This window comes from Marinobacter nitratireducens (genome assembly GCF_000708045.1).
In the GTDB taxonomy this organism is placed as follows: domain Bacteria; phylum Pseudomonadota; class Gammaproteobacteria; order Pseudomonadales; family Oleiphilaceae; genus Marinobacter; species Marinobacter nitratireducens.
This window is the reverse complement of the sequence record NZ_ANIE01000004.1, coordinates 82,663-102,804: the sequence shown is the minus strand read 5'-3', so window position 1 is coordinate 102,804 and position 20,142 is coordinate 82,663. Positions and strand designations below refer to the sequence as shown.

General features: G+C 57.3%; 18 protein-coding genes. 7 read left to right on the top strand and 11 right to left on the bottom strand.

From position 1 onward, the window contains the following. Positions 1-86 precede the first annotated feature (86 nt). The 3 genes from D777_RS06770 to D777_RS06760 are packed head-to-tail and all read left to right on the top strand — an operon-like array spanning position 87 to position 4,896. On the top strand, positions 87-2,009 hold the full coding sequence (locus D777_RS06770; protein WP_036129835.1) for a PrkA family serine protein kinase: 1,923 nt from the start codon (positions 87-89) through the stop codon (positions 2,007-2,009). 20 nt (positions 2,010-2,029) lie between these two features. Continuing rightward, a complete protein-coding gene (locus D777_RS06765) occupies positions 2,030-3,325 on the top strand; it encodes a YeaH/YhbH family protein (RefSeq protein WP_036129832.1) in 1,296 nt (431 codons plus the stop codon). After that, the gene (locus D777_RS06760) at positions 3,322-4,896 is read left to right on the top strand and encodes a SpoVR family protein (RefSeq protein WP_036129830.1); all 1,575 of its coding nucleotides are present in this window, start codon (positions 3,322-3,324) and stop codon (positions 4,894-4,896) included. Before D777_RS06765 ends, D777_RS06760 begins: the two co-directional genes overlap by 4 nt. Positions 4,897-4,959: 63 nt before the next feature. On the opposite strand, the gene D777_RS06755 is transcribed toward D777_RS06760, so the two are convergent. From D777_RS06755 to D777_RS06740, 4 genes are all read right to left on the bottom strand, one after another. Next, a complete protein-coding gene (locus D777_RS06755; protein WP_036129827.1) occupies positions 4,960-6,318 on the bottom strand; it encodes a TrpB-like pyridoxal phosphate-dependent enzyme in 1,359 nt (452 codons plus the stop codon). Between the two features lie 35 nt (positions 6,319-6,353). Continuing rightward, positions 6,354-8,429 (bottom strand): TonB-dependent receptor family protein, encoded by a 2,076-nt coding sequence (locus D777_RS06750; protein WP_036129824.1) that lies wholly within the window; start codon positions 8,427-8,429, stop codon positions 6,354-6,356. A 211-nt stretch (positions 8,430-8,640) separates the two neighbouring features. Beyond that, a complete protein-coding gene (locus D777_RS06745; protein WP_036129821.1) occupies positions 8,641-9,372 on the bottom strand; it encodes an LrgB family protein in 732 nt (243 codons plus the stop codon). Beyond that, positions 9,365-9,748 (bottom strand): CidA/LrgA family protein, encoded by a 384-nt coding sequence (locus tag D777_RS06740; protein WP_036129993.1) that lies wholly within the window; start codon positions 9,746-9,748, stop codon positions 9,365-9,367. The genes D777_RS06745 and D777_RS06740 overlap by 8 nt, the downstream gene beginning before the upstream one ends. Positions 9,749-9,964: 216 nt before the next feature. Between D777_RS06740 and D777_RS06735 the strand changes: the two genes are divergently transcribed. After that, entirely contained in the window at positions 9,965-11,404 is a 1,440-nt protein-coding gene (locus D777_RS06735) for a WS/DGAT/MGAT family O-acyltransferase (protein ID WP_036129819.1), read from the top strand. An 18-nt stretch (positions 11,405-11,422) separates the two neighbouring features. On the opposite strand, the gene D777_RS06730 is transcribed toward D777_RS06735, so the two are convergent. Beyond that, positions 11,423-12,052 (bottom strand): TetR family transcriptional regulator, encoded by a 630-nt coding sequence (locus D777_RS06730; protein WP_036129817.1) that lies wholly within the window; start codon positions 12,050-12,052, stop codon positions 11,423-11,425. Positions 12,053-12,247: 195 nt separating this feature from the next. Here D777_RS06730 and D777_RS06725 point away from each other — a divergent pair, with 195 nt between their 5' ends. After that, the gene (locus D777_RS06725; protein ID WP_036129814.1) at positions 12,248-13,351 is read left to right on the top strand and encodes a ferredoxin reductase; all 1,104 of its coding nucleotides are present in this window, start codon (positions 12,248-12,250) and stop codon (positions 13,349-13,351) included. Between the two features lie 48 nt (positions 13,352-13,399). Next, complete coding sequence (locus D777_RS06720) at positions 13,400-14,491, top strand: fatty acid desaturase family protein (RefSeq protein WP_036129811.1); 1,092 nt, start codon at positions 13,400-13,402, stop codon at positions 14,489-14,491. On the opposite strand, the gene D777_RS06715 is transcribed toward D777_RS06720, so the two are convergent. After that, positions 14,479-14,916: an Rrf2 family transcriptional regulator gene (locus D777_RS06715; protein WP_036129809.1), complete on the bottom strand. Its 438-nt coding sequence runs from the start codon at positions 14,914-14,916 to the stop codon at positions 14,479-14,481. The two genes, D777_RS06720 and D777_RS06715, sit on opposite strands and share 13 nt — an antisense overlap. A gap of 29 nt (positions 14,917-14,945) precedes the next feature. Next, positions 14,946-15,314, bottom strand: coding sequence for a YbaN family protein (locus D777_RS06710; protein ID WP_036129806.1), 369 nt, complete (start codon positions 15,312-15,314; stop codon positions 14,946-14,948). Between the two features lie 182 nt (positions 15,315-15,496). On the opposite strand from D777_RS06710, the gene moaA reads away from it, so the two are divergent. Continuing rightward, a complete protein-coding gene (gene moaA / locus D777_RS06705; RefSeq protein WP_036129803.1) occupies positions 15,497-16,486 on the top strand; it encodes a GTP 3',8-cyclase MoaA in 990 nt (329 codons plus the stop codon). A 19-nt stretch (positions 16,487-16,505) separates the two neighbouring features. Here moaA and D777_RS06700 read toward each other — a convergent pair whose 3' ends face one another. Genes D777_RS06700 through D777_RS06685 form a run of 4 tightly spaced genes read right to left on the bottom strand, consistent with a single transcriptional unit; the run spans position 16,506 to position 20,120 of the window. Next, positions 16,506-17,084: a nitrous oxide reductase accessory protein NosL gene (locus D777_RS06700; protein ID WP_036129800.1), complete on the bottom strand. Its 579-nt coding sequence runs from the start codon at positions 17,082-17,084 to the stop codon at positions 16,506-16,508. Positions 17,085-17,098: 14 nt separating this feature from the next. Beyond that, the gene (locus D777_RS06695; protein ID WP_036129799.1) at positions 17,099-17,929 is read right to left on the bottom strand and encodes an ABC transporter permease; all 831 of its coding nucleotides are present in this window, start codon (positions 17,927-17,929) and stop codon (positions 17,099-17,101) included. Further along, the gene (locus tag D777_RS06690; RefSeq protein ID WP_036129796.1) at positions 17,929-18,855 is read right to left on the bottom strand and encodes an ABC transporter ATP-binding protein; all 927 of its coding nucleotides are present in this window, start codon (positions 18,853-18,855) and stop codon (positions 17,929-17,931) included. The genes D777_RS06695 and D777_RS06690 overlap by 1 nt, the downstream gene beginning before the upstream one ends. Next, entirely contained in the window at positions 18,852-20,120 is a 1,269-nt protein-coding gene (locus D777_RS06685) for a nitrous oxide reductase family maturation protein NosD (protein ID WP_036129793.1), read from the bottom strand. The genes D777_RS06690 and D777_RS06685 overlap by 4 nt, the downstream gene beginning before the upstream one ends. Between the last annotated feature and the right edge of the window lie 22 nt (positions 20,121-20,142).

The following is a 20,142-nucleotide window of genomic DNA, read 5'->3' as shown; positions in this document are numbered from 1 at the left end:
ATGAACCGCCCGGAACGGCGGTACCGATGCAACGGGGATATTGCGTGAACTGAGAGTGACATTAGAGAGCAAGCGAGGGGCCATCTATGAGCATCGTGCAGCATTTCAAAGATCGGTATGAAAGTACCCAGGAAGAAGAATACAGCCTGGAGGAATACCTGGAGATCTGCAAAAAGGACCCAACGGCCTACGCCACGGCCGCGGAGAGAATGTTAATTGCCATCGGCGAGCCCGAACTCGTCGATACCTCCCGTGACCCCCGCCTGTCACGCATATTTTCCAACAAGGTGATCAAACGTTATCCGGAGTTTTCCGAGTTCTATGGCATGGAAGATGCCGTAGAAAACATCGTGTCGTTCTTCCGGCATGCCGCTCAGGGGCTGGAGGAGAAGAAACAGATTCTCTACCTGCTCGGCCCGGTGGGTGGCGGTAAATCATCTCTGGCGGAGAAGCTCAAGGCACTGATGCAGAAGGTGCCGTTCTATGCCATCAAGGACTCACCGGTCAATGAAACGCCGCTCGGGCTGTTCGATCCCACGGAGGACGCCCAGATTCTTGAAGAGGAGTACGGCATCCCTCCGCGGTATCTGAAATCCATAATGTCACCCTGGGCCGTCAAGCGACTCCACGAATACGGGGGCGATATCAGCAAGTTCCGGGTGGTGAAAAAATACCCGTCGGTGCTGGATCAGATCGGGGTATCGAAAACCGAGCCCGGTGACGACAACAACCAGGACATTTCCGCACTGGTAGGCAAGGTGAACATCCGGATGCTGGAGGATTTCTCCCAGGACGATCCGGATGCTTACAGCTTCAGTGGCGGCCTGTGTAAGGCAAACCAGGGTTTGATGGAGTTTGTGGAGATGTTCAAGGCGCCGATCAAGGTGCTGCACCCGCTCCTGACGGCCACCCAGGAAGGTAACTACAACACCACCGAGGGCATGGGTTCGGTGCCGTTTGACGGCGTCATTCTGGCCCACTCCAACGAGTCTGAGTGGCAGACGTTCCGCAACAACAAGCATAACGAGGCGTTCCTGGACCGGGTCTACATCGTCAAGGTGCCCTACTGTGTGCGGGTCTCGGAAGAGATTGAGATCTACAAGAAGCTACTCAGCAACAGCTCCCTGCTCGGGGCTCCCTGTGCTCCGGACACCCTGGACATGCTGGCCCAGTTCTCGGTGCTGTCGCGCATCAAGGATCCCGAAAATTCCAGCATCTTCTCCAAGATGCGGGTCTACGACGGACAGAACATCAAGGATACCGATCCCAAGGCAAAATCCATTCAGGAGTACCGGGATTCTGCCGGTGTCATGGAGGGCATGGACGGGCTTTCCACACGCTTTGCTTTCAAGATTCTCTCCAAGGTCTTCAACTTCGACACCACCGAAGTCGCTGCCAACCCGGTGCACCTGCTCTATGTGCTGGAAAAACAGATTGAGCAGGAGCAGTTCCAGACCGACATCCAGGAGAAGTACCTGCGATTCATCAAGGAATACCTGGCACCGCACTATGTCCAGTTCATCGGCAAGGAGATCCAGACAGCCTATCTGGAAAGCTACAGCGAGTATGGTCAGAACCTGTTCGACCGGTACGTCACCTATGCCGACTTCTGGATTCAGGACCAGGAGTACCGGGATCCGGAGACCGGGGAGATTCTCGACCGCTCGTCCATCAACGACGAGCTGGAGAAAATCGAGAAACCGGCCGGTATCAGCAATCCGAAGGATTTCCGCAACGAGGTGGTCAACTTCGTGCTGCGGGCCCGCGCCAACAACCAGGGGCGTAATCCTTCCTGGCTCAGTTACGAGAAGCTGCGCAGCGTAATCGAGAAGAAGATGTTCTCGAACACCGAAGATCTGCTGCCGGTTATTTCTTTCAACCCGAAAGCCAGCCAGGAAGATCAGAAGAAACACAAGCAGTTCGTCGAACGTATGGTCGATCGAGGCTACACGGAGAAACAGGTTCGCTTGCTCGCCGAGTGGTACCTGCGTGTTCGTAAGTCCCACTAACGGCCAACGGGAGCAGTACCATGGGTATGACCCACATTGTCGACCGGCGACTGAACGGCAAGAACAAAAGCGCGGTGAACCGGGAGCGGTTCCTGCGCCGCTACCGGCATCACATCAAGAAAGCGGTGTCGGACGCGGTTCATCGCCGATCCATCACGGATATCGAGCGCGGGGAGAACGTCAGCATTCCCAGCCGGGATATCGACGAACCCATTTTCCATCATGGTCAGGGCGGTAAACGGGAGATGGTCCACCCCGGCAACCAGGAGTTTGTTGCCGGTGACAGCATTCCAAAGCCCCAGGGCGGCGGTGGCCAGGGCCAGGGTCAGGGCCAGGCCAGCCCGGACGGGGAAGGCATGGATGAATTCGCTTTCCAGATCACTCAGGAAGAGTTTCTGGACTTCCTGTTCGATGATCTGGAACTCCCCAATCTCGCCCGCAAAAAACTCAAAGACACGGAGGCGTTCAAATACGTGCGCTCCGGTTTTACCACCCAGGGTGTTCCGGCAAAGCTGGATGTGGTGCGCTCACTGCGTGGCGCCCACGCCCGCCGGCTGGGGCTGGCCGGCGCCAGACGCAAGAAGATCCGGGAAATGGAGGAGCAGCTGGCAGACCTGAAATCCGCACCGGATGACCTGGATGCGGCCTTCAGCCATAAGGACCAGATCGAAGCCCTGGAGTCGGAGATTGCCCGCCTCAAGGCCAATGTCCGGCGGATTCCGTTCATTGATGAGATCGACCTGCGTTTCCGGCAACACCAGAAACAACCCAAGCCCGCCACCAGTGCCGTCATGTTCTGTCTGATGGATGTATCCGGGTCAATGACCCAGATGCACAAGGACATTGCAAAACGCTTCTTCATTCTTCTGTATCTGTTCCTGCAGAAGAACTACAAGAAGATCGACGTGGTTTTCATCCGCCACCACACCAGCGCGAAGGAAGTGGATGAAGAGGAGTTTTTCTACTCACGGGAAACCGGCGGCACCATTGTCTCCAGCGCCCTGAAGCTGATGCACAAAATCATCGAATCCCGATATTCGCCGACTGAATGGAACATCTATGCGGCCCAGGCGTCGGATGGGGACAACTGGAACGACGACTCCCCTGTGTGCAGCAAAATCCTGGCCGACAGCATTCTGCCACTGGTGCAGTACTACGCCTATGTGGAGATCACGCCGCAGGACCACCAGATGCTCTGGTACGAGTACGAGAAAATCATGGAGCGCTTCCCCCAGAGCTTTGCCATGCAACAGATCGCGGACGCCGGTGAGATCTATCCCGTGTTCCGTCAGCTGTTCGAGAGGAAAGCCGCATGACTGATATTGCCGATCGCCCGAACGCGCCTGACAGTGATCAGCCAAGGGCCAGCGAGCCGATATCCACCAGCTCCGAGTGGACCTTTGATCTGATCCGTCAATACGATGAAGAAATCGCCAAGTGCGCGGCGGAATTTCATCTGGACACCTACCCAAACCAGGTCGAGGTGATCAGTGCAGAGCAGATGATGGATGCCTACAGTTCGGTGGGCATGCCCGTGGGCTATCACCATTGGTCCTTCGGGAAGCAGTTCCTGAGCACCTCGAAGGGCTACCAGCGGGGCCAGATGGGGCTGGCCTACGAGATCGTAATCAACTCCAATCCCTGCATTGCCTACCTGATGGAGGAGAACACCCTGCCCATGCAGGCACTGGTGATCGCCCACGCCTGCTATGGCCACAACTCGTTCTTCAAAGGCAATTACCTGTTCCAGACCTGGACTGACGCCAGTGCCATCATCGACTACCTGGTCTTCGCCCGACACTACGTGGCAGAGTGCGAAGAACGCTACGGGGTGGATGCCGTCGAAGAAATCCTGGATTCCTGCCATGCCCTGATGAACTATGGCGTCGACCGTTACAAGCGACCAGCCCCGATCTCCGCTGTCGAGGAGCAGCGGCGGCAGCAGGAACGGGAGGAATACCAGCAACGTCGCATCAATGACCTCTGGCGGACGATCCCCAGGCCGGATGGCGACGAGGACGCGGTCAGCCTCAAAAAGCGCTATCCCGAAGATCCCCAGGAGAACATCCTGTATTTCATTGAAAAGAACGCCCCACTGTTGGAGACCTGGCAGCGGGAAATCGTGCGCATCGTGCGCAAGCTGGCCCAGTACTTCTATCCGCAGCGCCAGACCCAGGTGATGAATGAGGGCTGGGCCACCTTCTGGCACTACACCCTGCTGCATCGTATGTACGACAAGGGCCTGGTCAACGATGGCTTTATGCTGGAATTCCTGCAGAGCCACTCGGCCGTTGTCTACCAGCCGCCCTTTAACAGTCCCTGGTATTCCGGAATCAACCCGTACACCCTGGGATTTTCAATGTTTACCGACCTGCGACGGATTTGCGAGAACCCCACGGATGAAGACCGGGAGTGGTTCCCGGATTACGCTGGCTCGGACTGGCTGGAAACGCTGCATTTCGCCATGAAGAACTTCAAGGACGAGAGCTTTATCCAGCAGTTCCTGTCACCGAAGGTCATGCGGGACCTGAAGCTGTTTTCCATTGAGAACGATGATCAGGAAGACCATTACACCGTTACCGCCATCCATGACGATCCTGGCTATCGCCCACTCCGTGAGAAGCTGGCGCGGCAATACAACCTCAGTTATCGGGAACCCAACATCCAGGTGTGGAATGTGGATGTTCGCGGTGACCGCTCTCTGACGCTACGGCACATACCGGTGGACCGGGTGCCTCTGGGGCAGGAAACGGAGGAGGTGTTGCGCCATGTCCACCGGCTCTGGGGGTTCGATGTTCACCTTGAGAGTGTGGACGATGGGACCGTGGTGGAGGAATATCATTGCCCGCCGCCAGTAGTCGACGACCAGTCATCGGGGGCTCACTGAACCCTCCCGTTACTTTGCTGGTGGCTGGTCCCGCGGCGGGGGTACCCCCCACCACGGGACCGATCAGGCACCTACGGAAGGTAAGCCTGACAGGGCCATAGCCAGTTCCTGTTCGTCGTATTCGTGGTCGCTCAGTTCTCCGGCGAAGTAAGAGGTGTAGGCTGCCATATCGAAGTGGCCGTGGCCGCAGAGGTTGAACAGGATGACTTCTTCCTTGCCCTCGCGCTTGCATCGGAGCGCCTCATCAATGGCCCCCTTGACTGCGTGGTTGGCTTCCGGAGCGGGTACAATTCCCTCATTCCTCGCGAACAGCACACCCGCCTCAAAGCATTCCCGCTGGGTGTAGGAAACAGCGTCGAACAGCCCCAACTCCTTGGCATGGGAAACCATCGGTGCCATACCATGGTATCGCAGGCCACCGGCGTGGAATCCCGGCGGTGTGAAGCCTGAACCGAGGGTGTGCATCTTGGTGAGCGGGGTCATATGCGCGGTGTCGCCGAAATCGTAGGCGTACTTGCCACGAGTCAGGGTCGGGCAGGCTGAGGGCTCCACGGCCACAATCCGGGACTTTTCCCCGCCCCGAAGCGCATGCCCCATGAACGGGAAGGCAATGCCGGCGAAGTTCGATCCGCCACCGGTGCAGCCTACGATCACGTCCGGCCAGCAATCCGCCATTTCCATCTGCTGCATCGCTTCAAGACCAATCACTGTCTGATGCAACAGGACATGATTCAGCACTGAGCCCAGCGCGTATTTGGTGTTGGGATCCTGAACCGCCAACTCTACGGCCTCGGAAATGGCGATGCCGAGGCTGCCGGTGTGGTCCGGGTTCTCCGCAAGCACCTTGCGGCCAAACTCGGTCAGTTCTGAAGGAGACGGAACACACTTCGCACCGTAGGTTTCCATCACGGCACGACGGTAGGGCTTCTGGTTATAGGAGACCCGGACCTGAAACACGGTCACATCGATATCGAACAGCGAACCCGCGAAGGACAGTGACGTGCCCCACTGGCCGGCCCCGGTTTCCGTGGTCAGGGTACGGATACCCGCCTGCTGGTTGTAGAACGCCTGGGGGATGGCGGTGTTCGGTTTGTGACTGCCAGCCGGGCTGACCCCCTCGTATTTGTAGAAAATCTTGGCTGGCGTCCCGAGCGCCCTCTCCAGCCGGTGAGCACGGTACAGTGGCGCGGGTCGCCAGAGCTGATACACATCGCGCACCGGTTCGGGGATCTCCACCTCCCGCTCGGTCGTCACCTCCTGTTCGATCAGGGCTTCAGGGAACAGTGGCTCCAGATCCGAGGGACCAACCGGCTGCTGGGTGCCCGGGTGCAGCACAGCCGGCAGCGGTTCGGGAAAATCCGCCTGCAGGTTGTACCAGTACTTCGGCATCTGGCTCTCGTCCAGGAGAAACTTGGTTTTCATGTTCTGAAGCCTCTGTTTTTCAAGTTGTTAGGCATTCAGAATACCCATTCCAGGCCAGCATAAAAAGTTCTTCCCGGTCCCGGCTCGAAATAGCCCCGATCCTCCACCGGTCGGTTGGCGTTGGCGTTGATCCGCACATTGGCAAAGTAGTCTTCGTCCAACAGGTTTCGGACTCCGGCGTAGAGATTCAAAGTCTGTTCAGACCACTGGAACGAGTCTCCGGCCCGCAGCCCCACCAGCCAGTAGGCGTCCACCTCGGTCTGGTTACTGTTCTCCGCGTACAGGTCGCCGACGTACTGCCATTCCAGCGCAGCGAAACGACCTTTCCGGCCCTGCCATTCCAGTTCACTCACCCAGAGTTCTCCAGGCAAACCGGGAATATCGTTGCCATCGGCGTCATTCCCCTCTTCGTCGGTGAAATCGCGCAGTTCATAGTCCGCGAGAGTGAGGGCGCTGGTCAGCCGCCAGGCATAGGAAATATCCCACGCCAGCCCGACTTCCAGACCGTTGCGGCGAGTTTCTCCGGCGTTTTCATAAAAGGTCTGGCTGCCCAGGTTATAGGGCAATATTTCGTCATCAACCCGTATTGAGAACACGGCAATATCGTAACTTAACCCCTGACCGAGCAAGCCCCTCATACCCAGTTCCCGGTTAAGCGCTTGCTGGGGCTCAAGGTCCGGGTTGAAGCCTCCCCCATTCGGATTGGCAAATTCCGTGAAGGTAGGTGCCTCAAACGCGGTGCCGATCGATCCATAGATCTGGTGGACAGGTGTGATCCTGTAGCTGATACCAGCAACACCGCTGACTTCCCTGAAATTCCGGCTTCCCGAGTCGTTGCCGTCACTCAGCCAGTGGTCGTCAATCGACAACCGGAGGTGATCGTACCGGGCTCCCAGTGACACCGTCAGTTGCTCGGAGAGCGCCAGGTCACCCTGACCGAACATTGCTGTGTTGGTCGCATTCTGGGTTTCTGCCTGACTCTGGCCTGTCACCTCACCGTTGATCGAAACCAGGTAACGCCGCCGTTGGTCGGACTGTCGATGCACATCCAGACCCGCAACCCAGGTCAGCGGCATACCCGCCAGATGGCTGGCTTGCTGGTATTGCGAGCTGAGGCCATAGAAATCGCGATCGTAGGCAATGCGGCTGCTGCCCGGAAACGGTAACTGCTGGGCAAAATCCCGGTGAGTGTAGAAGCCGGTGACCGAGTAATGACCGGGTAACGCAAGGGAGTCATCGAACTGCAGGCCGAATGTTTGTTGATTGACGGTCTGGCTACTGTCGAGACGCTTTGCCAGTGTCGTCGCCTGTTCAGGGTCGTCCTCGGCCTGGCTCAGGCTTAATCCTCCGGGGTCCTCAGCCTTCGGGTTGTGCAGCGCATTGAGCGTTGCGGTCAGGCGGCGCCCCGCAGAGAATTCATGGGATACACGGGTGTTCAGCAGCCCCTTTTCTGCGGCGCTGTGTTCCCGATGCCCATCGACATTCAACCAGGACAGGGTTGCAATGCCACTGGTGTCGTCCCCACTGCCATTGCCCTGAAACGCGACCTTGCGATACCCATGGCTGCCGCCATCAAGACGGAGGCGACCAGCCTCCGGCAACTCGTCTCCCAGTGCGGTGGAGATATCCACAACCCCACCTGCAGCGTTGCCGTACTGAACCGATGAGGGCCCGCGAATGACTTCAATACGCTGCGCCGAATCCAGATCGATAGCGTCTATCTGGGACTGGCCATCCGGGAGCGTGTAGGGAATATCATCCACCAGAATACGAATCCCCCGGATTCCAAACGGGGATCTTGCGCCGAAACCGCGGGTGGAGAGGCGAAGGTTCTGTGCAAAGTTGTATCGGTTCTGGAAAAACAGACCAGGCACCGTGTCCAGGGATTCGTCGAGCTGCTGGCGTTGCTGGCCCCGCTGAATGTCAGGCGCACTGATCACCGAGACCGCCGCCGGGGTGTCATACAGGTTACGAGTGAGGCGCGGTGCGGTCACCTTCAGCACCAACTCCTGCTCAGCTGCTCTCGCCTCCAGAGCGTCGACCTCCTGCGCTTCTGTTTCCTGAGCTAGGGCCGACACTGCCACCGGCAGCGACACTACCGACAATATCATTGATTTTATATACTTGTTATAAATCAAGAGAACCTCCTCGTCGTCCCGGGCTCAGGCACCAGCGCCTCAATCCCCGGACGAAATTCGTTTTCAGGGGTGTGATTTACCTCCATTCAAAACAGAAAAGGTGACTCGTTAAATAATCATTTGATTTGCTTATTACTGTTCGTTGGTCGTAAGCCCCAGGTAGCAGGTGCCTCGAAATCAACACCTAGACCCACATCGAAATCAGATCGACCAGCCAGGGAACCACCAACGCCGTCGCAAACGCGGACAGCGCCATCGCCAGCCCGGAAAAGGCGCCCATCTGGGGGCTGACCTGAAACGCTCTCGCGGTCCCAATGCCGTGGGCCGCCACGCCCATGGCAATGCCCTTGGCGGTGTCGTCCTTGATCCGGATCCATTCAAACAGCTTGGTTCCAAGGACCGCGCCGGTAATGCCGGTGATGACCACCAGCACCGCGGTCAGCGACGGCAGGCCTCCGATTTTCTCGGAGATACCCATTGCAACCGGCGCCGTGGCTGACTTGGGCGCCAGCGACATCTGGATTTCCGTGGACCCGCCAAACAGCCAGGCCAGCCCAATGGAGCTGCCGGCGGCAATCACTACCCCGGCAATCAGCGAGATGGTGACCGGCAGCCATAACTGACGCAGCCGGGAAAACTGCTGGTACAGGGGCACGGCGAGTGCCACTGTCGCAGGCCCAAGGAGGAAATGCACAAACTGACCGCCCTCGAAGTAATCTTCATAGGGCGTACCGGTCAGAAGCAGCAGGCCAATCAGCAAGGCGACGGAGGTCACCACCGGATTGGCCAGAGGATTGGAGTTGGTCCGTAAATAGAGGCGATAGGCCAATCCATAGGCCACCAGAGTAATGGTGAGTCCCAGCAGCGGCGAGGCAGCGAGGTATACCCAGATATCTTTGAGGCCCGGATCATTCATTGCCCTTTCCTCCTTCAGGAGCCGTCGTTCTCTGCAGCCATCGGGTTGTCAGTTGCATGATGAACGCCGTCGCCACCATGGTAATAATGGTGCTGAGCAACAGGGCCAGGGTGATCGGCACCCACTCATCGGCAATGCGGCTGAAATGCGCCATCATGCCGACGCCTGCGGGCACAAACAGTAGGGACAGGTGAGACAACAGGGCTGTGGACGCCTCACCAACGGAGTCTGGAACCGCGCCTCGAAGCCAGAGTGTCAGGAACAGCATCACCATACCGAGAACGGGGCCGGGAATCGGAACACCAGCGAGACGAACAGCGATTTCACCCACCAGCTGATAGACCAGTAAAAGGGTTATTCCATTGAGAAACTGCATATCGGACACTCCGCCCATCGTGACACGGTAATCCCCAAGCATAGCCATTTACCGGGAACACGAACACTGAACAGAAGTCGAGGGCGCGTAACAAGCGTGACCTACAGCAAAAACACTGGAACCTTTCAGCCTGCCACATCGTTAACTCAGCACGATATCCGTATACTTGCAGTCTACAATCAAAAGAACCCTTACACCCGTGGAGCACAACAAGGAATGAGACGCCTAGCAACCCTGGATGCCTCCTGGCTGGCCGTAGAATCTGATGACACCCCGATGCACGTGGGCAACCTCCAGATTTTTTCGCTGCCGGAAGGCGCTCCCGACACTTTCCTGCGGGACATGGTCAACCGCATGAAAGAAGCCGGAGACATCGCCCCGCCCTGGGGCTACAAACTGGCATGGTCCGGACTTCTCGGACGCCTGCTGGCACCGACATGGAAAGTCGACAAGAACATAGACCTGGATTACCACGTACGACACTCCGCTCTCCCACGTCCTGGCGGCGAGAGAGAGCTTGGGGTGCTGGTATCGCGCCTGCACTCCAATCCGCTGGATTTTGATCGCCCACTCTGGGAGTGCCATGTCATCGAAGGTCTGGAGAACAACCGCTTCGCCCTGTACACCAAGATGCATCATTCGATGATTGATGGCATCAGCGGTGTTCGCCTGATGCAGCGGGTTCTGACGACCGATCCGGACAAACGCAATATGTTGCCGCCCTGGTCGGTACGCCCGGAACGTCACCGTGGCAGTAAAAAGGATTCGGAAGCCACCATCCCCGGCGCGCTCTCCCAGGCCATGGATGCCCTGAAACTGCAGGCCGACATGGCCCCGAGGCTCTGGCAGGCAGGCAACCGACTGGTGCACTCGGTACGACATCCGGAGGACGGACTGACCGCTCCGTTCACCGGGCCGGTGTCAAAGATCAACCACCGGGTGACAGGGCAAAGGCGGTTTGCCACCCAACACTATCAGTTGGAGCGGCTCAAAGAGCTGGCCCATGTATCCGGCGGTTCCCTCAATGACATCGTGCTTTACCTTTGCGGGACGGCCTTGCGGCGCTTCCTGCTCGAACAGGATGAAGGTCTGCCGGATACGCCGCTCACGGCTGGCATCCCGGTCAACATCCGGCCAGCGGACGATCAGGGCACTGGAACCCAGATCAGCTTCATGATCGCCTCTCTGGCAACAGACGAGCCTGATCCGCTGAACCGCCTGCAGAACATCAAGACGTCAACACGTCGTGCGAAGGAGCATTTGCAGAAGCTGCCAAAGAGTGCCCTCACCCAGTACACCATGCTGCTGATGTCACCCTACATTCTGCAACTGATGTCCGGCATGGGCGGACGCATGCGGCCGGTGTTCAATGTCACCATTTCCAATGTGCCAGGACCGCAACGCACCCTTTACTATGAGGGAGCGAAGCTCGAAGCCATGTATCCGGTCTCCCTGATCGCTCACGGCGGTGCGCTCAATATCACCTGCCTGAGCTATGCGGGCTCTCTGAACTTCGGCTATACCGGCTGCCGGGACACGTTGCCGAGCATGCAGAAACTGGCGGTATACACCGGGGAGGCACTGGACGAGCTGGAGGAACTGCTTCTGCCACCGGCCACAGCCAAAACCGGAAAGACTGCAAACCGGAAGGGATAATTTCGCTTATCCCTCCCTTTACTTAGCGCTTTGCCAGTTGGCAGCACCAACAAAGATCAGTTGAAGGAAGTGGGTTGTCCGCTTCCTGATCTGATCGACCTGGTAATCATCGTCAACGGATACCCCCAGCAAATCCGTCAGACTGAATGCCACCGTTCGCACGACCAGATCGCAGGTCACGTCCAGGTCTTTGTCGGAGAGGTGCTCTGCCAGACGCAGGCGTCGAAGGTCATTTGCGAGCTCGCTGGCAAAAAACCGCATTTCGCTCCGGATCCCTTCCTGCACGGCGCGGCTCTCACCGGCCAACCCCTGAGCCATGAACAGGAAGAAGTTACGGTTTGCCAGGGCATGGCTAATGAAGATGCCCACCGACTCCTCAATCAGCTTGTCAGCCTGAAGCACATTGCCCCGGGCCTCCCGCATCATCCGCCGGAGCACCAGGCCAAGCTCATCAACCAATTGCAGGCCGAGGTCGTCCATATTTCGGAAATGACGATAGAACGAGGTAGGAACCACCCCTGCCTGCCGGGTGACTTCCCGGATACCGAGACTCGCGAAATGCCGCCCCTTGCCCACCAGCTCTAAAGCCGCGTTCATCAGCTTTTCCCGGGTTTCCCCCGGTTTTCTGCGTTGTCGATGATCTGCCATGACCTTGCCTGTACCGCTACTTGTTCACTGCAAGATGACAAGTGTACACATTCCGGAAGCCCAGAGTACGCATTAATTGTCATTTTGAGCCAACACACCAGTCCGTATTGCTGACCTCCAACTCCGTGTGTACAGTCGTACACATTAGTGAACAACTGTACACAAGAGCACAGTTGACTCGATGGAGAAAGCACCATGTTAGCAAGACAGACACAGCACAAAGCGCTCCAGTGGCTTGGCCGGCAGCTTTTTAACCGGGAAGACCCGGCTGCCTTTTTTGATCCGCTGCTGGAACAGCTAAACCCCATGTGGGTACAACAGTACACACCTGCACAGATCAAACAGGTTATCAATGAAACCGCAGACACCAAAACCCTGGTGCTTAAGCCAGCCAAACAGTGGGCAGGATTTTACGCCGGACAACATGTGAACATATGTACCGAAATTGACGGCGTTCGTTACGACCGCACATTCAGCCTCTCCAGTTCTCCAGCGCTCTGGCGCAATCAGGGACTGATTACGTTAACCATCAAGCGGCTACCGGGCGGTCTGGTCACTAACTGGATTCACGATCACCTGGACACTGATGCAGTGATCGGATTGGGCGAAGCCTTCGGAGAGTTCCGACTCCCAGAGATACCACGTCCCGTACTGTTCATCGCCGGCGGCAGCGGCATTACGCCGATTCTGAGCATGCTGGAAACCATGGCGGCAGATGACTATCGCGCGCCAGTGACGCTTCTTTATTATGTGCGAACGTCCAGGGACATCATTGCCCAGGAAAAACTCGAGGCGCTGGCGTCTCGCTATTCCGCACTTACGCTCAATGTCATTGCGACCCACGACACAGATAAGCCCCGCTTCCTTAAAGAGCAGGACCTCCAGTCCGTTCCGGGACTCAAGGCTCGGGAAGTTTACATGTGTGGACCGGGCGGGTTGATGGACCTCGCGGAATCCCAGCTCGAAGCCCAAGGCCTCAAGGCTGAACACATTCACAAGACCTTCTTCGCCGCACCTGGCGTTGCGCTCGACAGCGACTCGGTAGGCGGCATCGTTCAGTTCACTGGCAGTGAGCTTGAGGTCAGCTCGGAAGGCGATGCCAACATTCTGGAAATTGCGGAAGCCGCCGGGCTGTCCCCGCGCCATGGTTGCCGGATGGGTATATGCCATCAGTGCAGTTGCCGGAAAACCAGCGGCACGGTCGTCAACCGCCTGACCGGCAAAACCTCAGGCCCAGGCGAAGAGAACATCCAACTTTGCGTTTCCGTGCCCCAGGGCCCGGTTTCCGTGGACATCTGAAACATTTCGAACGTTTACATGCTGCCGAGCGCAGCATGAGGAGTGAACATGATCAAGATGAACGAACAGCAACTTGCAGAACTCGAAAGCGACCTGAATGCCATTCGGGATGAGGTGCTGGCTGACCGCGGTGAGCGGGACGCCAAATACATCCGCCGGATCGTCCGCCTGCACCGGACTTTGGAAATCGGCGGCCGCGTCATGATGCCCTTTGGCTTTATCCCGCCTGTATTCGTGGCGGCCACCACGGCCCTCGGTCTCTCCAAGATCATCGAGAACATGGAGATTGGGCACAACGTCATGCACGGTCAGTACGACTGGATGAACGACCCATCCCTGCATTCACAAACCTATGAATGGGATACGGTCTGTACCAGCGACTCCTGGCGCCGGACTCACAACTACGAGCACCACACCTACACCAACGTGATCGGAAAGGACCGGGATTATGGCTACGCCGTTCTTCGACTCAGCGATGACGTCAAATGGCACCCCGGGCACCTTCTGCAGTTCATCAACTACATCCTGCTGACCGTCCTGTTCCAGTGGGGCGTGGGCGTGCACGAACTGGAGAGCGAAAGACTTCGCCGCCGCGAGATCACCTGGAAGTCCAAGCTTCCTTTCCTGAAAGAGTTTGCGCGTAAAGGTGGACGCCAGGCGTTCAAGGACTACGTGTTCTTCCCGCTGATCACCTTTCCGGTCGCCCCGATTGTGCTGGCAGGAAACATCGGTGCCAACCTGATCCGGAACCTGTGGTCATCCACCGTGATTTTCTGCGGTCACTTTACCCAGGATGCGGAAACATTCACCGAGCAGGAATGTGAGAATGAGAGCAAGGGCCACTGGTACCTGCGACAGCTCACCGGTTCATCCAACTTCACCGGCGGCAAGTGGATACACCTGCTGAGCGGGCACCTGAGCTATCAGATCGAACACCATGTGTTTCCTGACTTGCCAGCTCATCGCTACCCGGAGATTTCCGAAAAAGTGCAGGCCGTCTGCCGCAAACATGGCATCCACTACAACACCGGCAGCTTTGCTCGCCAGTATGGCACCGTGCTGAAGCGGATCATGGCGTACTCACTGCCTGACCGGGTACGCCAGAGATTGACGAGCCCGGAGCCGGCTCAGGCGATCTGAAGTAAGCGTAACAACTGCGGCCGATGCTGATCCTGGATCACATCGGCCAGCGTGTATTGATCGAGAGTGGAAAGGAATGCCTGCAAGGCCTCCGAGAACATCGATTTGAGCCCACACACAGGTGTAATCCGGCAGGCATTACTGGAGGACTGGCACTCAACGATACTCAGATCCTGCTCAGTTTCCCTGACCAGAATACCGATATTGATATCCGCCGGCGCCATGTGCAGGCGCATGCCGCCCTTCTTGCCCCGAATGGTTTCGATGTAGCCCTTCTTGTTGAGCTGATGCACCACCTTCATCAGATGGTTCTTGGAGATATCGTAGCTGTCCGCAATTTCCTGGATGGTCGCCAGACGATCACCCTGAACGGCCAGGTAGATCAATACTCGCAGAGAGTAATCCGTGTAACGGGTGATGTGCATGTCTTACTCCAAGTCCTTACAAGGCAAATTCAATAAGAGGGCCGGGTCAGCAGATAGCTGGCTGTACAGGTCAGAAACACCCCCACCACAACCAGGACTACAGCAGACGTCCCCATCGCAAATAGCAGCGCCCAGCTCAACGCCATCATGGTGCAAGCCAGCACCTTGGCCTTAACGGGTACGACGCGGTTCCTCTGCCAGTTATCGATGATTGGACCGTATCGGGGGTGTTCATCGAGCCACCGGGCGAACGCCGGGGAGCCTTTACTGGCAAAAAAAGCCGCAAGGAGAACAAATGGGGTTGTGGGCAACAGCGGCAAAACAATGCCTGCAACTGCCAGCCCAACGGATACATATGAAAGAATCAGAAAGCATCTTTTTCCTGACTCGCTACTCATAACAAGGCCTCCGCCTCGAATAATACCCGCATTCATTCTACCTAAAAACAGAAATCAAGTCTTGGAAAATCCCTTCCGGAGCCGGTTGGATTACCCCGCGAGGGGTATCGGAATCCGTCGTTCAATCTGCAATACTTGACCTACATATTTATACACACGTCACGTCCGCAGGATTCGTTCCAATGCCGCAGCAATTGACAGATCGATTTGGCCGCACAGTTAATTACGTGCGCCTGTCCGTCACAGACCGATGCGATTTTCGCTGCGTGTATTGCATGGCCGAGGACATGACGTTCCTGCCTCGCCAACAGGTACTGACACTCGAAGAGATTGCCCGCATCGCCCGCAACTTCGTTTCTCTGGGTACCGAGAAAATCCGGCTGACCGGCGGCGAGCCGATGGTACGCAAAGACATTCTGGAACTGGTTCGGGAAATTGGCACCTATGGCCTGCGCGATTTCGCGATGACAACCAACGGCAGCCAACTGACCACCATGGCAGAGCCTTTGCGCAAAGCCGGGCTTCACCGCCTGAACATCAGTCTGGATTCACTGGACGCGGATAAATTTCGCAGCATTACCCGCACCGGTAAGCTCAGCCAGGTTCTGGATGGTATCGATGCCGCCCGCGAAGCCGGCTTCCGTGGCATTAAACTGAACACGGTGGTCATGAAGGGCAGGAACGACGAGGAAATCCCGGAGCTGATCGAGTTTGCCCGTCGCAAACAGGTGGACATCAGCTTCATCGAAGAGATGCCCCTCGGCAACATCTCAGAACACGACCGGGGCCTCGCGCTTTGCACCAGCGACGAAGTTCGCACCGCCATTCGTGATCATCACGAACTGGTTCCAGCGACCGAAGACTCAGGCGGCCCGGCTCGCTATTATCGGATGCCCGACAGCCCGATAAGGGTCGGGTTCATCTCACCCCATTCCCACAATTTCTGCGCCACCTGTAACCGCGTTCGGGTCACCGTGGAAGGGCGACTGTTGTTGTGCCTCGGGAACGAGCACTCGGTGGACCTCCGCCGGGTCCTGCGCGCCAACCCTGTCACCGATGACAAGCTCCGCCAGACCATCATTAACGCCATGGATCTCAAGCCTGAACGCCACGATTTCTCGACCAATGGCGATGTTCAGATCCTGCGCTTCATGAACATGACCGGAGGCTAACCCCCTCTCAACAACGGCGTTATTCCGGATCCATGGAATCCATGCGACTGTGCTCCATGGATTCCATGAGCAATTCTCCGGAATCGCTGCCCGACATCGAACGATTCAGGTGTTGAAGCGTGACGTCCGGGAACATCAACATCTCACCACCATGCTGCTCCACAAAGGATCTGGCATCCTCCTTTTTCGCAAAGGAGGCCAGCGTTGGGCCCATGGCGCCCATCCGGTCCGCTCCAACAACGTAAACCGCCTCCCGAGCATCAATCAGGGCAGTATCTTCCGGGCTAGCCCACTGGGTCTGAGCCATGTCATGCACATAAAGGGTATGATTCCGGTTCCGGTTTTCCGGCTGCAAAGCCCAGGCGAACATATCCTTCGTTGAGCAGAACTTACGCACCTGCTGATCGTTTTCGGTAATGGCCTCCCCCTTGGGACCGGGGAAACCACTGATCGCCATACCGCACACATGGCATTCATCGCCACTCTCAAAATTAACCGGCGCCGGTTTGACCGCAGTATGTTCCTGCGCATCGCCGCAGCCTGACAGGATGGTGACCACAACCCCGGCCAGCAGCCATCTCAACGTCACTTGCTTCATCAACAACACTCCTTTCAGATCCGACGATTTCGGAACAACAACAGGGCCCCGGACAACGGAACCGCAAACCAGAGCACCAGACCAAGCCAGAGCCCACCAGCGCCGATGGGCAAATCTGCCCCCAGGCTCAGTACCCCGCTGAGTTGAGTACCATCTCCAAAGGCGACAATATTGAGCAAACGGTAGATATCCGTTGGATTAAGCAGCAACAACCAGGGCAGCAGTTCCGCGTTGAGCTGGCCTTCGCTGGCCACCAGCGTTCCAAGCAGAACCAAATCGAAAATCAAGACGAAGAAGAACCAGACCGCCAGAGACAGGCCTGCGGCAACAGGCTTTTCACTTACCCGAACACTGATCACGTAGGCCAGGGCGATAAACCCCCAACCCAGCAACACCGTGGAAGCAATGAACCGGAGCATCGCCACCGCCAGATTGGCAACGCTGACATCCTCCACCAGCATGGCAATGGCAACACCGGCCACCCCAAAACCAATCAACGTCGCCAGCGCCAGGGTCAGTCCGTGCCCAAGAAATTTCCCGAGCAGGAGCTGACTGCGGCTGAGGGGATAGGTCATCAACAGCAACAGGGTTCCACCCTCCTCCTCGCCAACCACAGCGTCGTAGGCCAGCAGCAGAGCAATCAGCGGAATGAGAAAAATACCCAGGCTGGCGAGACTGGCAATGGTGGCGGGCGTTGAGGCATAGCCAACTTGCCCCGAGGCGGCAGCACCAAACCAGGCAATACCGAGGGCCAGGCTGGCAAAGACCAGGGAAATCGCCATCAGCCAACGGTTACGCAGGCTGTCACTCAACTCCTTGCGGGCAATGGTCCAGACACTACTCATCAACGACCTCCTCGATGGGCCAGACCACCCGTCCCGATAAAGTGCACATAAATGTCTTCCAGGCTTGGTTGGTGAATACTCACATCCGCCACCTCACCCGATGCCATAACGGTTTCCAGCAAGGCCACCTTTTCCCGCGGCTGCACATCCACCCGCAATGTGCCCTGACCGGTTTTCGTCATCCGCCCGGTCGTTGCAGACTCATCAATCACCTTTTCCAGGCTGGAAATACCATTCGCAGGTGTCAGCAGCACCGAGACCGGCATATGGGCCTGCTGCCGAAGGGATCCCAGATTACCGGACGCTTTGACCGCCCCATCGGTGAGGATCGCAGCCCGGTCAATATAGGGCTCCACACCGGGCAACACGTGAGAACAAAGCACGATCCCGGCCCCCTCATCCCGTAAACCCTGCAGCAACCGATAAAGGTCCGCTGTCGCAACCGGATCCAGGCCGACCGTCGGTTCATCCAGCATCAACAACCGCGGCTTTCCCAGCAGCGCCTGGGCCAGCCCGAGACGCTGGCGCATGCCCTTGGAGTAGGTACGGGTCCGGGCATCCATGGCATCTTCCAACCCAACCTGCTCCAGTAGCGCTGGCACCTGTTTCAGGGATGCCCCTTTCAGACGAGCAAAATGCTTCAGGATCTCGCGACCGGTCAGCTGCGGATAGAACATCACATTCTCCGGAAGATACCCGATGTGCTGGGTTACCTGAGGATCACCTGCCAGCCCTCCGAGCACAGAAACCTTCCCCTGGGTCGGCTGCATCAGCCCAAGAATCAACTTGATAGACGTTGTCTTGCCAGCACCGTTGTGCCCGAACAGCCCCAGGATCTCGCCCGGCTCCAGGCTAAGATCGACACCCTGCAGTACCGGGGCCTTATCGTACCGGTAACTGACATTTTCCAGACGAAAACAGCTCATTGAATCTCCGATTGCAGTTCAGCGGGAAGGCCCATCAACGGATGAGAATCTGCCACACCGGCGGATTTCACCACGGGAAACGCATCCTGAACCCAGCGCAGCGTATCCACCGCAGGGCTGAACATCAGAATCTTCGCCTCCGGGTATTTCCACAACAGCCGGTCCACATTGTCGTTGGGCTCATAGGGCACATCGCCCTGGCCATCCTGATCCCGGTCCCAGCCGAGGTAGTCACTCCAGTAATTGCCTTTGCCGTCCTTCGACCACTCCTGAGTCCGGGTCGCGACATACTTCACCTGCCGCTGATTGTTCACAAACGCGTTACCGAACACCTCGTTCTGCTCGGAGCCCGCCGTCAGGTGAATACCGATATTGCTGTCCCCGAAATAATTCCCCGCAAAGGTGTTGTAGAGGGAGTTGTAGATAAACACCGCCTTGCCTTCCGCACCGGAAATCCCCACCCCAGCCGTCTGCCCTTGAGACACACCGGTAATCACATTGCCCCGCAACTCGGACTGGGTAATAAAGTTCATCAAAATCCCGTAGTTCTCGTCATTCTCGGAACGATTGTTCAACACCGTCAGGCGCTTGCTCTGCATCAACGCATACCCGGTCCGGGTACCTCGGCTTGTGTTGTTCTCCAGAAGGTTGTCCATCGAGTACATGTAGTGGATGCCATAACGCAGATCCGTCATCAGATTGCCGCGAATGGTATTGCCATTGGCCGTCTCGATATAGATCGCGTCCCGGGTCTGACTGATGTCGTTACCCTCAATCAACGCCCCGGTGGTATTGAAAAGGTGCACCCCATTGCCCCGATCCTGGGAACGAAGGCTGGTATCACCACGAATGACATTCTTCCGCACCGTCACATCCGGCGTCGCATCCAGCCACACCCCAAACGCCGGCCCCTGCAGATGACAATCCTCGATGACCGCGCCCCGGGCTTCGCGAGCCACAAAAATACCCGCATCCAGCTCGTTCAGATCCCGCCCCCAGTTACGCACCTCACACCCCGAGAACGTCACCTTCGGCGCCTGAATCTCTACCGCATTCCCCTGCCCGCCACCATCAATGACCGCCCCGGCAGCGCAGGAAACCGCGACTCCGGGCACACGAATCACCAACGGCGAGAGTTGTTCGGCAGGCAGCTCAAAAGACGCACCGGGCTCCAGCGCATCCAGCTGTTCTTGAAGGTCCGCATGAGCGGCCAGCGATAACAGAGCGACTGACAGGGCCACCCCATAACGCAAATGTTGATACATCAATAACTCTCTTGGAGATGTG